The 13,957-nt window shown below is 48.2% G+C and carries 12 protein-coding genes and 1 other annotated feature; of the genes, 6 read left to right on the forward strand and 6 right to left on the reverse strand.

The features are described 5' to 3' along the window. The first annotated feature begins 338 nt into the window (after positions 1 to 338). Genes rpsB through pyrH form a run of 3 tightly spaced genes read left to right on the forward strand, consistent with a single transcriptional unit; the run spans position 339 to position 2,620 of the window. Entirely contained in the window at positions 339 to 1,202 is an 864-nt protein-coding gene (gene rpsB / locus LTAR_RS03605) for a 30S ribosomal protein S2 (RefSeq protein WP_062420845.1), read from the forward strand. Between the two features lie 34 nt (positions 1,203 to 1,236). Continuing rightward, entirely contained in the window at positions 1,237 to 1,845 is a 609-nt protein-coding gene (gene tsf / locus LTAR_RS03610; RefSeq protein ID WP_269079262.1) for a translation elongation factor Ts, read from the forward strand. A 58-nt stretch (positions 1,846 to 1,903) separates the two neighbouring features. Then, a complete protein-coding gene (gene pyrH / locus LTAR_RS03615; RefSeq protein WP_062420809.1) occupies positions 1,904 to 2,620 on the forward strand; it encodes a UMP kinase in 717 nt (238 codons plus the stop codon). Between the two features lie 91 nt (positions 2,621 to 2,711). Here the strand turns inward: pyrH and LTAR_RS03620 are convergent, their stop codons facing one another. The 3 genes from LTAR_RS03620 to LTAR_RS03630 form a co-directional block, all read right to left on the reverse strand. Further along, entirely contained in the window at positions 2,712 to 2,963 is a 252-nt protein-coding gene (locus LTAR_RS03620; protein WP_062420810.1) for a hypothetical protein, read from the reverse strand. Positions 2,964 to 3,131: 168 nt separating this feature from the next. Beyond that, the gene (locus LTAR_RS03625) at positions 3,132 to 3,401 is read right to left on the reverse strand and encodes a hypothetical protein (protein WP_062420811.1); all 270 of its coding nucleotides are present in this window, start codon (positions 3,399 to 3,401) and stop codon (positions 3,132 to 3,134) included. A gap of 90 nt (positions 3,402 to 3,491) precedes the next feature. Continuing rightward, a complete protein-coding gene (locus LTAR_RS03630) occupies positions 3,492 to 3,671 on the reverse strand; it encodes a hypothetical protein (protein ID WP_139044403.1) in 180 nt (59 codons plus the stop codon). 1,038 nt (positions 3,672 to 4,709) lie between these two features. On the opposite strand from LTAR_RS03630, the gene LTAR_RS03635 reads away from it, so the two are divergent. The 3 genes from LTAR_RS03635 to pheT all read left to right on the forward strand — a co-directional run bounded on the left by LTAR_RS03635 (position 4,710) and on the right by pheT (position 10,913). Continuing rightward, positions 4,710 to 6,626, forward strand: coding sequence for a TolB family protein (locus LTAR_RS03635; protein WP_062420813.1), 1,917 nt, complete (start codon positions 4,710 to 4,712; stop codon positions 6,624 to 6,626). A gap of 412 nt (positions 6,627 to 7,038) precedes the next feature. After that, positions 7,039 to 7,300 (forward strand) — a binding site (T-box leader). Between the two features lie 38 nt (positions 7,301 to 7,338). Continuing rightward, positions 7,339 to 8,382 carry a phenylalanine--tRNA ligase subunit alpha gene (pheS, locus tag LTAR_RS03640; protein WP_062420814.1) on the forward strand — a complete coding sequence of 348 codons (1,044 nt, stop codon included), beginning with the start codon at positions 7,339 to 7,341 and terminating at the stop codon, positions 8,380 to 8,382. Beyond that, positions 8,379 to 10,913, forward strand: a complete 2,535-nt coding sequence (gene pheT / locus LTAR_RS03645) for a phenylalanine--tRNA ligase subunit beta (RefSeq protein WP_062420815.1) — start codon at positions 8,379 to 8,381, stop codon at positions 10,911 to 10,913. Before pheS ends, pheT begins: the two co-directional genes overlap by 4 nt. Before the next feature lie 57 nt (positions 10,914 to 10,970). Here the strand turns inward: pheT and LTAR_RS03650 are convergent, their stop codons facing one another. From LTAR_RS03650 to LTAR_RS03660, 3 genes are all read right to left on the reverse strand, one after another. Continuing rightward, complete coding sequence (locus LTAR_RS03650) at positions 10,971 to 12,575, reverse strand: glycosyltransferase family protein (protein ID WP_062420816.1); 1,605 nt, start codon at positions 12,573 to 12,575, stop codon at positions 10,971 to 10,973. 25 nt (positions 12,576 to 12,600) lie between these two features. Then, on the reverse strand, positions 12,601 to 12,960 hold the full coding sequence (locus LTAR_RS03655; protein ID WP_062420817.1) for a cupin domain-containing protein: 360 nt from the start codon (positions 12,958 to 12,960) through the stop codon (positions 12,601 to 12,603). A gap of 136 nt (positions 12,961 to 13,096) precedes the next feature. Next, the gene (locus tag LTAR_RS03660; protein WP_062420818.1) at positions 13,097 to 13,825 is read right to left on the reverse strand and encodes a pentapeptide repeat-containing protein; all 729 of its coding nucleotides are present in this window, start codon (positions 13,823 to 13,825) and stop codon (positions 13,097 to 13,099) included. Between the last annotated feature and the right edge of the window lie 132 nt (positions 13,826 to 13,957).

The following is a 13,957-nucleotide window of genomic DNA, read 5'->3' on the forward strand; positions in this document are numbered from 1 at the left end:
TTCTGTTTTGTTCCCTTTTTGATAGCGGGGTCGGATGGTTTCTACTAATTCTCGCTTGCTTTGTTGACTCATCATAGCTCCCTCGGCAGCTCTCTATTCTCTGCCCAAGGTAACATCTATTGTGAGGCAACGTTTCTCCTAAAGTTACTTTTAATTTGAGGCAATGCGCGACCTGATAGTCATTTGTCGCAAGGTTAAATTTATGATATACTCGTTTCGCTTTGCTTCGGCAAAGACACCCATCCTCACGTTTCTGGACTGACCTCGCGTGCCGTTATAAACGGTGGTGGGCCGGGATGAAGGAAACGGCAGAAAACGCAAAAAGGAGCCTGCGTATCATGTCAACTGTTATATCCATGAAAGCCCTGTTGGAAAGCGGTGTTCATTTTGGCCACCGGACCAACAAATGGAATCCGGCCATGCGCCCGTTCATTTTCACCGAACGGAACGGAATCCATATTATTGATCTGCAACAGACTGTAAAAGCCATTAACACAGCCTACAGCCTGGTGCGCGATACGGTTGCCGCCGGCGGTACTGTTCTTTTCATCGGAACAAAACGCCAGGCACAGGAAACCATCAAAGAAGAAGCCATTCGCTGTGGTATGCCCTATGTTACCGAACGTTGGCTGGGCGGTATGCTCACCAACTGGGTGACTATCTTCCAACGTATCCTTGAACTGGACCGCCTGGAAAAAATGCGCGATACCGGTGAAATCAACCGGCTGACCAAAAAAGAAGGTCTATTAATTGAACGCGAAATCAACCGTCTGCAGATCCGCCTGAGCGGTGTACGCAATATGAAACGCCTGCCCGATCTCGTCTTTGTGGTGGATGTAGGCCGCGAAGAAACCGCTGTTCATGAAGCCAACATTATGAATATTCCCGTCATCGCCCTGATGGATACCAATTGCGATCCTCGCGGCGTTGATTATGTCATCCCGTCGAATGATGATGCCATTCGCGCCATCAAACTGTTGGTCGGCAAGATTGCCGATGCTGCCATTGAAGGCAAATCCCTGCGGAAAGACGAAGAGCCTGAAACCGCTGAAGCAGCTCCTGAACAGGTCATCCGCTCAGCCGCTGCCAAACGCGCCCTGCTCGATGAAAGCGATATTGAAGACAAAGACCTTCTCGGTGCAGCCACTCTCGCCAAACTTGGCGGGCATGGTGATGACGAATCCGCAGAAGATATTCTATAATTCTATTGAACGGATTTTAAACAAAGGGTGAATGATGGAAATTTCAACTGAAATGATCAAACAACTCCGCCAGGCCACCGCGGCAGGTATCTCAGATTGCAAGAAAGCACTCGAGAATGCCAATGGCGATTACAACAAGGCCGTCGAATTCCTGCGTGAAAAAGGCCTTGCCACCGCTGCCAAACGGGCTGACCGGGCTGCCTCTGATGGCATGCTTGAGTTGTACTCTCACTCCCAGGGCCGCATTGGCGTTATGGTGGAAGTGAACAGTGAGACCGATTTTGTAGGCCGCTCCGATAAATTCCGCGCCTTCGCTCACGAAATCGCTCTGCAGATCGCTGCATCCGCCCCTGATTACATCCGCGAAGAAGACATCCCGGCGGAAGATATCGAACGCGAAACCCGTATTGCCACTGCCAAAGCCAAAGAAGAAGGCAAACCCGATGCCATCATTCCAAAGATCGTTGAGGGTTCTCTGTCCAAATTCAAGGATGAAAAAGTTCTGCTTCGCCAGAAATATATCCGGGATGAAAACATGACTGTTCAACAATTGTTGAATGATGCCATTGTCAGTCTCGGAGAAAACGTGGTTATCCGTCGTTTTGTCCGTTGGGAATTAGGCGAATCTACCGCCGAAGAATAAAGTATTTGAAAGAGCCAACCGATGGGTTGGCTCTTTTATTATCAAAAAGGAAGGTGGCATGGAATCCCTGAAATATCATCGCATACTGTTGAAGTTAAGCGGGGAAGCTCTGGGGGGAGATGTCGGCTCCGGAATTGACCCCAAGCGTGCACTGGACATTGCCAGCCGGGTCAAGGATGTACGTGAGATGGGTGTTGATGTGGCCATTGTGATCGGCGCCGGTAACCTCTGGCGCGGGAAGGTTGGCCTTACGAGTGGAATGGACCGCGCCACAGCGGATTACATGGGTATGCTGGCCACTGTGATGAACGGGCTGGCGCTCATGGATGCCCTTGAAAGCCTGGGAGTAATGACCCGCGTACAATCGGCCATTGAAATGCGTTCAGTCGCAGAACCGTATATCCGACGGCGGGCTATCCGTCACCTGGAAAAAGGACGCGTGGTCATCTTTGGCGGCGGCACAGGAAACCCGTATTTTTCAACGGATACGGCAGCCGCCCTGCGTGCCATGGAAATTGATGCCGATGTTTTAATCAAGGCCACCAAGGTGGATGGTGTGTATGACAGCGACCCGGTGAAGAATCCAAAGGCTGTCAAGTTTGATCAATTAACCTATATTGATACCATCAATCGTCGTTTGGAAGTGATGGACAGCACGGCCATCACCCTTTGTATGGAAAACAAACTGCCCATTCTGGTGTTGAACCTGTGGGATGCCAAAGCCCTGCACGATGTTCTGGTGGGTAAGAAAGCCGGAACATTGGTCACCGCCTGACCTTACCGGATAAAATCCACCAAAAGGCGAAAATAGTCTGATTTCGGGAGGGTAGCCAGCAAAAAGGTTGCCCTCTTTTTGATTTCCAAGATTAAGTTCGATAGTATCGCCGATTACGTGGGGAAAAAATATAGCGGTTTGAATCCACCCAGGCAAACCAATACGCCCCATCTGTCTCTGACAGATTACCCACCGAACCATTCATTTCATTGTTTGTAACTGCCGCGTGTTGATCAGTTTGATAGGTAATGTTTTCATTATCAAGATTCCAATCGTGGGTTATTGGAATGCCGCCGATGAAAACACTTTTCTCCTGTCTTGCATTGATCCACATGGTGATCATTTCACGCCTGTTTCCCGCCGGATTGCCAATCTTTCTAACGTAGAATAATTACTAAAGGTAAGGGGATATGCTCCCCAGACCGATAAATTGAGGTATTACTTTAGCCAAACGCATGGGCGCGCTACCCTTACAACCAGGCTCCATACGGAGGAAGGCCTGCGCGGTTTTTCATCGGGTCATCTGTTGGAATGAACACAGCCAGACGGGTGACGGGTAATACGGGTACTCTGAATAGGTGGCTACCGGAGGGAAATCCAAATTAGGGCCGGGCGCCGGAATCCCATTCAAATCCATGATGGATATATTTCGCGCCATCGAAATAGCCATACGCTTTCCATCCGGAGAGAAGATAGCCACACCATCCTGCCGGGCATTCAGAAGGACATCCCAGGTACTTTTATCACCATCCACAATGATCAGGCCGTCGTTCAAAGCCATTCCCGGGCCCTCAAAGATCTTTCGGGGGCAAAGGTTAACCGGTTTGCCGGGAATCCATTTCAGATTGGTAGGAGAGGTTCCCAGACTCGTTTAATTTATTTTGAAGTTGACAAAATCATTGTTGGTCATAACCTGAGCGTTTGAGTCTTCAAAACTTATGATCCAAAGGGAATAATGTTCGTTGCCATCCAAACGGGTATAGGTGACCAATGAACCATCCAGTGAAATTTTCAAATCAGTGACATCCCCTGTGGCCTGCAGTGTTGTCAAACTGCTGCTTTTTGCCCAAGTGTACAGGATACGATCGGGACCGATGAAATCCACCCGCAATTCTAACAGGCGAAGACTAGCAGTCGTTACGACTGTTTGGTAAGGGGGTAGGTGGAAGAGGTTCCACAACCTGCGGTGAAAGTATTGTCGTTGGTTGTGCCGTCAATATGGCAGTCATCATGGATTCAACTTCAACTTTGTTAACCGGGTGCTAGCAGCCAGCATGAAATGGAAACCAGAGCAATATCCAGAAGGAACCCGACGATTGTTTTTTCATCCGAGTTACTCCACCTTGGAAGATCAGCTATAACCAATACCCATTTTTATAGACAGTCCATATTTTACAATCATATATAGCGTTTATTGTACGTTTGTATAAAATGTTACGCGTTCTTACATTTCTATTCCCTGAATACACCTGTGGCGCGGAAAGATCTTTTCTGGCAAATATACCTGGAATGGCCAGCTCTCCACCGACCTGACCAAAGATGTGCCGGAATTAATTGAAGATCCCTGTTTATTTCCTGCATGGCATCTATGATTGCACAGTGAATACACCCTGGCCAGGGAATACTTCGACCAGGTTAAAGCACCCGTGAAGGGCTTCTACACGTTTTAATGAATCCACTCACAGCCCGATGTTCGAAGAGCCGGAAAAGATGGGTGAGATCATCCAGCAGGATGTACTTTTGAGGAAGGTCAATCTGGCGGATCTTCTGTAGATTGGTTGATATCTTACCCCTCCAGACAATCTACATATGATATTTAGAATGAATCAAGCATCAACAGGAAAACCTTCAATAAAGACCCTGTAGTATATAAGAGCCAGAAAAGCTCCGATTTGCCGTCTTCATTCATTTTTTCTATCGCAATTCTTGTTTGATTTGATATCAGTGTTTCCAGGACATTACGTGGTTTAAAAATGTTTGCCGATAAAAAACTACCTGATATACTGAATTGTAGCCGCAGTTTATATGTCGGCCGGCACACATAATATATAGTTATATTTATTCAAATGGATACTTTTTAGAGGGAAAAATGAAAAAGTCTATATCCTTGATAGTTTTTACCTTTCTAATTCTTTTCGTCGGTTGCTCTCCCATTCAACATGGGAGTACACCAACATTCTATCAAAATGCGACAGCGGATGTACCTGTTTCACCAAGTGCAACGGTTCAAATTGAAGCGACCATACAGGCTGCCATACAGGCGACAGGTAACGTGTCTGCCACTCAGACTGCCATCCAGGCTGATGTGGCTGCCACCAATACAGCCATCCAATCCACAGCTATGGCTGTTGCCACCCAGGCTTACCGTGCTACACAAACTGTACTTGAATCACAGAAAAAATGGGTAATATTCGATTCGAATGAGCTTTCTCCTGATGGCACCTTCCATCTCTATAAAGTTAGAGCCGATGGTAGTGGATTGAGCCGTTTAACAAATATTGAAATTGAAGAAGGCCAGTTTGATATCTCACCAGATGGTCAATTCGTCGTCTTTGAAGGTTGGAAACCCAACAGCCAATCTGATATTTATCGTATGAAATTGGATGGCAGTGATCTTAAGCAACTCACTACCGCCGCCGTTTCCGAATTTCTACCAAAATGGTCTCCCGATGGAAAATACATTGTTTACACGTCCGATCAGGGAAAAGATGAAATCTTTTTGATGAGAAGTGACGGCTCTGGGAAAATAAACGTATCATCCAGTAATTCAACGTCCGACAGGATACCATTGTGGTCTCCAAGTGGAAAAGAAATCCTTTTCCACTCCTTCACTGCTTCGCTAACGATTGACAAGAATTTTAAAATTGGTGTTTCAAAAAATACATCCATTAATTATGTATATTCCATGGAAACAAAAAGGAAAACACCACTTTCAAACAACCGATTTATTGATTATGCCTGGTCTCCCGATGGATCTACAATTGCAATAACCTGCCAGACCGGCGATACATCGTCAACGGAGAACAAAAATATTAGCCTCTGTCTTATTAACGCCGACACACTCGAAGTAAAGCCTCTATTAACGCAGAAAATAACAGAAAAACATAATGCATATTTTCCAGCCTGGTCACCGGATGGGCGGTGGATTGCTTATTATTCCCAGGAGGCTGAGCAAACTACTGTCGATATTCGTGAAGTTACCAGTGGTGAAAGCGTCTCCCTTCTTTCAAATAATCCGACACTTGCCGGGTTCGATATCCGGACCATTTCCTGGTCGCCTGATGGAAAACAGATCCTTTTCGCGACATTTGACAAGGAAATCTTTGCTGTCCAAGCTGATGGAACCAACCTGATCAAACTCACGAACTCCGGTTCAACGAGTTCAATCCCTGAGTGGCTTCCCGAACAGGCAAGTAAGGTCTTAAATCAAACCTTTGACGGGCTCCCTTCCGAAACCACACCTACCCCGTCCACAGGAAAACCTGTATCAACAGAGGACTGGTTGACTTACTCCGGGAAATACAAATCATTATTTACCTTCCAATACCCAAAAGATATTCAGTTAATTGAGATGAAAAACGGGGATCTACTAATGAGCACCCCATCAGGCGCGGTTTTGCAATGGTCAACCTTTTCATGGACATTCGATCATGAAGACAAGGATAATGATTTCAAAAATCTAACCTGCCAGATGTACGCGTCATCGAATGTATTACCCATAGAGAAAAAAGAGGATCCATCGGCACAAATTAAGAAAGCAGGATGGTTGTCAGGCATAAATCAAGGTTATTGCCATATTGAAGTAGAAAGCAAACTCATCAAGAAAGTGCTTTATTTCTTTAACGCACCTATGAATTCAAAAATTCAATTAGATCGCACCACTGAACAGGTGGCCCAGGTCCCTCGGGTCACATTCGTCATAACTGTCATTCCAGGTGACAAGGAAGATCCTGACACAATCTTCAGGGACGTGATCCAAACGATAAAATTTACACCCATGAAGTAAATGTTTCACCTTCTCTCAATAGCTTTTTTCGTTTGGTATAAATAGGTACTATACCGGGTGAACAGTTTACTGGGAATAGGTTTTTTATCATATGGACAAAGTCTGTAGCAGGCATAATTGACCATAAAATGATCTATGCTCCAAATGCTTTATCCGGCGCAATACCCAAACAATTCTTGGTTCACCCATATAGATTGCTCTTTATCTTTATAGGAATAAAAAACCAGAATATATCTGTGTGGATTGAATGATTCACCTGGCGAGTGAGGGCGAAACATCTGGAGGGAAAAATATGATGAAAGGTAATGTTCATACCAGATGCTTCGTCCCAACCCAGATTTTGAAACATGTATAGCGGATTTTCAACTCTTGACAGTTCTCCCGGTTCAGAGATAATATCAATCTAACAGATTTAAAGGCTGTGACAGAGAAGAGTAAACTGACAGGCCCCGCCAGAGAGATGCACCGGATCGAAAGACCGCTGAAACGTGCATTCGGAAGAAATCAGTTGAAGTTCGCTCTTGAGCCGAGCGGGTGAACATTTCAGTAATCCGTTCCGTTTTGCCAGCGTTATATGGCCGCCAGGTGTTCTTTTGAACTCAGCCTTCTGGCACAAAGCGGGCAGTTTTGGCTGTCAACAAGGGTGGTACCACGGACCCCATCCCGTCCCTTGGCGGGGTGGAGTTTTTTATTTAACCATGAAGGAGCAAGAATGCAGGATCATCCCATCTTAAATGAACTGGAAGAACTGCGCAAAAAAGGCCTCGAATCCCTGCAGGTCGTCCAGGATGAGCTGGGGTTGCAGAACTGGAAGGTTGCCAACCTTGGCCGCAGCGCCCCCATGACCCAGATCTTCAGTCAGATGAAAACGGTCTCCGCCGAAGTCCGTCCTCTGGTTGGAGAACGCGTTAATCAGGTCAAGAAAGAATTTGAGGCTGCATTGGAAGAACATGCTGCCGCCATCAAACAGGCCATGCTCAATAAGAGCCTGACCAGCGATGCGGTGGATATTTCCTTACCCGGCCGCCGTCCGGCTCACGGCCGGCTGCACCCGCAGACCAAAATGCTGCGCGAGATTTATCGCATCTTCGGAGATATGGGTTTCCAGGTCTACAGAGCCCGCGATGTGGAAACCGATGAGTACAACTTCGAACTGTTAAATATCCCGGCTTACCATCCTGCCCGTGATATGTGGGATACCTTCTATACGACCAAACCAGGTGTGATTCTTCGCACCCACACCTCCCCCGGCCAGGTGCATGTGATGCGCGAATACTGCCCTGAACCTATTCGTGTTATCCTGCCCGGCATGTGCTATCGCTATGAACAGATCAGTGCTCGCTCAGAAATTCAATTCCACCAGGTGGAAGGCATCATGGTCGGAAAACATGTCACCATGGGTGATATGAAAGGCACTTTGACGGATTTCGCCCGCCGTTTGTTTGGCGCCAATGCCCGCACCCGCCTGCGTCCTTCCTATTTCCCCTTCACAGAACCCAGCGGGGAAATGGATGTGGAATGTTTTGTCTGCCATGGTGCCGGATGCCAGGTATGCAAAAACTCCGGCTGGCTCGAGATCCTTGGCTGCGGTATGATCCATCCAACAGTTCTGCGCAACGGCGGTTATGATCCATCGGTTTATTCTGGCTTCGCTTTTGGCATGGGACCGGAACGTATCTCCATGCTGCGCAATCAGATCAATGACATCCGCAACTTCTGGGCGAATGACGTCCGTTTCCTGGAGCAGTTCTCATGAAAATACCCCTTAGCTGGTTAAAAGATTATGTCGATATTGATCTGCCGCTTGATCAACTGGCCCGCCTGTTGACCATGGCCGGATTGGAAGTGGATGAGATTCATACCATCGGCCTGCCCATTCCCCATTCTGATCACAGCGAATTCAAGTTCTCCGGTCTCGAATGGGATCGCGAGAAGATCGTGGTCGCCCAGATTGATGAGGTCATGCCGCATCCCAATGCCGATCGGTTGGTACTGTGCAAACTAAAGGACGGAACAGGTGAGTATATCGTGTTGACTGGTGCACCCAACCTGTACCCCTACAAGGGACAGGGGCCGCTGGCGCAGCCCATCAAGGTTGCCTATGCGAAGGAAGGCGCCGTTTTATACGATGGTCATGCTGCCGGGCTGGAACTGACAACACTTAAACGCGCCAAAATCCGCGGGGTGGAGTCTTTTTCCATGGTATGTTCAGAAAAAGAACTGGGTATTTCCGAGGAACACGAAGGCATTATTTTCCTCGAACCTGATGCCCCCACCGGTATGCCGCTGGTGGATTATATTGGCGATGCCGTCTTTGAAATCTCCATCCTTCCGAACATGATCCGCAATGCCTGCGTCATCGGTGTAGCGCGTGAAGTGGCCGCTTTGACAGGTAAGACTTTAAAGAAACCCGTTCCTACCCATAAGGCCACTGGACCCTCATTGAAAGGCAAGATTGGCATCAAGATTACTTCTCCGCAGCTTAACCCGCGGTTTGCTGTGGGAATGATTTCAAACTGCCAGCATGCTGAGAGCCCTTACAAAATCCAACGCCGTCTGCGCCTGGCCGGAATGCGCCCGATCAATGCTCTGGTGGATGCCACAAACTATGTGATGCTGGAAACCGGCCAACCACTGCATGCCTTTGATTATGATGTGCTGGTCAAACGTGTGAAGGGCGGTGTGCCTACCATCATTACCCGAACAGCGGCCGAGGGTGAAAAACTGACCACACTTGATAACGTGGAACGTACTCTCAAAGATTACACCGTTCTGGTATGCGATACCGAAGGTGCCTTAAGTGTGGCCGGTGTCATGGGCGGCCTTGAATCTGAAATCACCGAATCAACCAAAACTGTCCTTCTGGAAGGCGCTGCCTGGAATTTCATCAATATCCGTAAAACGATGAGTTACCTGAAATTGAATTCAGAAGCCTCCTTCCGTTTCGCCCGGGGTATTCATCCGGAACTCTGCCCTGAAGCCATACAACTTTGTCTTGACCGGATGGCAGAATGGACAGGCGGTGAAATCTATTCGGACCTGGTGGATGAATATCCACTGCCTGCCAAAGATCCGATGGTGACGGTAACCACAAATGATGTCACCCGTTGGCTGGGAATTGACCTGACGGCCGATAAAATCGCCAGTCTTCTCAGACCATTGGAATTCGTCTGCACCGTTAAAGGCAATGCCGTTGAAGTGAAAACACCTCCCTACCGGCTGGATATTGGTGAAGAAATCATCGGTGTGGCTGATGTGATGGAAGAGATCGCCCGCATGTATGGGTACGATGCCATTCCAGCCACCCGCCTTTCAGATGAAATGCCCCCCCAGCGCAACAATCCTTCTCTGGAACGAGAAGAGATGGTGCGCGACCTGCTCGTCAAATTCGGCCTGCAGGAAACCATCTCTTACCGGATGACCTCACCTGAACGAGAAGCCCGCTGGCTGCAACCGGTGGATAAATCGGCCATTGACCTTGATTATGTCACCCTGCAAAACCCGATCGCCGTCGACCGCCGGGTTATGCGTCGCAGCGTCATGGCTTCAGTGTTGGAGACTCTCCAGAAAAATATCCGGCTTTCAAACCGGTTGATGCTTTTCGAGATCGGTCAGGCTTATCTCCCGCAGAAAGACAACATTCTACCAACCGAACCGCGCCAGCTGGCCATAGCCCTGTCTGGCCGGCGGGAAACACCCGCATGGGACAAAAAAGACAACAATACACTTGATTTCTTCGATCTGAAAGGTATTCTGGAAGAACTTGCCGAAGGGCTTCACCTCGAGAAAGTCAGCTTTACTCCCACCACCGCTGATGGTTTCCATCCGGGTAAATGTGCGTCATTCACCTGTGGTGATGTCACCCTCGGTGTGTTTGGTGAAATTCATCCACTGGTAAAAGAACGCTTTGACTTCTTGCAGGCGCCTGTACTGGCAGCCGATATTGATCTTGAAGCACTATTGAATGTTATCCCGCCGTTGATGACCACCTCACCGGTCCCGTTATACCCGCCTGTCCTCGAAGATATTGCCCTGACGGTCGATGAGGCTGTCCCGGCGGGAAAAGTGGAAGCCCTCATTCGGCAAACCGGCGGCAAGAACCTGGTGGATATCCGACTCTTCGATATCTTCCGCAGTATCCAGATTGGTGCCGGGAAGAAGAGCCTTGCTTACAGTCTGACGTATCAGGCTCCCGACCGCACTCTCACCGATCAGGAAGTGGCGCAGATCCGCGGGCGGATTGTCAAACGCCTTGACCAGGAACTCGGAGCGAAACTTCGCGCCTAGATTAATACACTGACACAGAAAGACGGAGCTGGTTTATGTATTCAGCTCCGTCTTTCTTTAGTTCAGATTGTCTTTCAGGAAAGCCATACCGAAGGTATCTTTGAAGAACATCGTATAACCGGGAATTCGGTCATTGTTGGCGGCCAGATAGAATTCATGCACCGGCTGCATATTTCCCGGATTGACGGAATTTGTAACGGATTCCGCTTTCGAGAAAAGACCAATATTTTCCCGATCCAGGAGCAGCACATCGGGATGGATGGATTTAATGTAGTCAAAGGTTGGCATGTCCCAGGTCATTTCTGTCAGGTAATTTCCTGTTGGCGGAAAATACACCTTCCAATCTCTGTATACGATCCGCTTAACGGAGTCAAATCCATCAGGCAGGGCTTTGGTGACATCATGATAAAAGGCAATAGACGGAGATGTTTCCTCTTTATTCACGGCATCGGTAAATATTTTCTGATTGGTGGGAAAAAACAGGTATGCCTGATACAACATCATGCCGATGGTCAAATATTGCACCACTGAAGATGATTTAACCCGGTTTTCGTCATCTGGATCGCCCTTACCGGGCAGGATTACACTCAGGCAGGAGACCAGCGGTAAAACCACCGGCAGAAAGTAATGCGTCCGCCGGGTGGCCGAAAAATTGATTGTCAACGTCATGGGAATGAGAAACGCCAGCAATACGGCATAATACCAGCGTTTTTTTGAAAATAGCATGCCCACAAATAACCCGGCAAAGGCCAGCATAAGAAATTCGATTTCACCGTAATGAGTTCGAAAATCTTCAGGATACTCACTGGCAAAGTAAGCTGTCTGATTGGTCTGCATGATCCCCATGGAGGTCTGCTGGAATTGCAGTTTCTGCGTCTCAATGACGGCTGCACGTTCCTGCGGAAGAAGCAGAAGCGGATTGGTGATCACCAAGGCCGCCGCCATGATCCCCAGGAATCCAACAGCACCAACAGCCATTTTTTTCAGAGTATGTTTCTTCGTAATCCAGGCCCAGATCAGGTAAACCAGAATGGACAGGCCAAAAAACACACCGGTATATTTAATCCCCACGGCCAGCCCGCAGACTGCCGCCGCCATGAAGAAGGATTTTCCCAATTCCAGCTGATCCCGATCCAGAAAGAATAGGATCAGAACGGCTGAAAGCACGGCCAGACTGTCAGGGTGCCACCAGACGTTGTTGACCCAAACCGCCGGGAGAAAAGACAGGAAAGCAAACAGACCAACGGTGCGGTATAGTCCGCGAAAACGGGTCTGAATATAGGTCAGCAGCCCGGCCGCAAGTAGCATCGGGGCTACATTGATCATCTGGCGTAAAAGCATCACAATGACAGCCGTCTGGTGCTGCCAGTCTGCCCCATAAATAATTTTAACGGGGAGGGCTGCCAGTGCTGAAAGGAAATAAAACGGGTAACCATAAAAGTAATGGTTGTATATCAGGAAGTTCCGGATGGTTTGATATAACGTTGGTCCGGGGGTCAACATGCCAATCAGGTTCGGGTATTGCGCGAATTCATCAATCTCGAATGCCGAAAGCATGGCGGCATTCTGCGCCCCCTTAAAATTGGGCGTGATGAAAAATAGAAAAACAACCACCCCAAGGGCGGCAATAATCAGGAAATTGCGCTTTTGTTCTTTGTCCATAGTGCGGCAAGTGTACCGCATTTTTTCACAACCATTCAGGCTCTACTGTACGCTCGTTCTCCACGTTCCCCGTATTGCGGGTGGCTTTGGGTTCCATCAACAAAACATGAACTTCTTCTTCAGCGACAGGTTTATGTTCCACGCCGTGAGGGATGATAACGAATTCACCTTCGTTGATATGCAGGTCTTTGTCTGGCAGTTTGATTACCAGGCTGCCTTTTATCACCATGAAAAGTTCATCTTCAACATCGTGGTGATGCCAGAGAAACTCGCCCTTCAGTTTGGCCAGCTTCAGGTGGGAATCATTTAATTCACCCACGATCCCCGGGTGCCAGTATTCTGTAATGCGCGTCAATTTGTCCTTCAGGTTAATAGTCTGGATCATGATCGAATCCTGTAGTTTTACAAAGTCAAATAATAGGCACACCCCTGTTCATCAGGGGACATCGCACCATATCACGACCATACCGTGTTTCTGAATTGTTCGTTTTATGAAGATTCATCCCGGAAAACTGCGTCAACTACTCTTCCTGCAGTATGGCACCAGCTTTGATAGGGTCAAACCCATCCGGCCATTTTGTGCCCCGCCAGGAACTCTCACTGTAATATTCCACGCCTTCCAGGTTCGCGCCGTTTAGAATGGCTTCACTCAAGTCCGTATTGATGAGGCTGGCCCCTTCCAGATTCGACCCGGAGAGATCTACCTTCGAGAGTGAGGCATAGTCAAGCCTGGCGCCGCTCAATTCCGCATCCACCAGAAATGCCCCATCCAATATCGCATGCATGAGATTGGTCCCCTCCAGATTGCAGCCTGACAACCTGGCTTCTTGCAAGTAGGCGTATTTCAGATTGGCACACCACAGGTTGGCATCTTCCATTTCAGCGCCGATTAAAACGGCATAGCTGAGATTGGCTTCGATTAGCCGCGCACCATTTAAGCTTGCGCAAATTAAAGGTGCACCAGAAAGGTTTGTGCGCCAGAATGTCGCGGATGTCAGGTCTGCAGCATATAAGTTCGATCCGAACAGGTGCGCGCCTGAAAGGATGGCTTTTTCAAGTATCGCTCCGTGGATATTTGCATACCGCAAAATCGCCTGGGTTAGGTCCACGCCGCGCAGGTCAGCACCGCGCAAGTCAGCACGGGTAAGGTCAACACGTTTCAAATCAGCACCTGAAAGATCGCGGTTTTGAAAATCAAGTGGACCGGGCATTTCGAGTATTCGTTTAAATTCGTTTTCGGAAAATTCCATGGTTAACCCCCATTCATTTCATAATTATATGATAATCGGTGACTTTATCAATAGGTCAATTGAATCAAATTTCTCTGGTTGGGTCATGATCCAACCAGCAGCTTATCTGTCATCCTGAAGCCCATCAGGGCT

Origin of the sequence: Leptolinea tardivitalis (genome assembly GCF_001050275.1) — a bacterium.
GTDB classification, from domain to species: domain Bacteria; phylum Chloroflexota; class Anaerolineae; order Anaerolineales; family Anaerolineaceae; genus Leptolinea; species Leptolinea tardivitalis.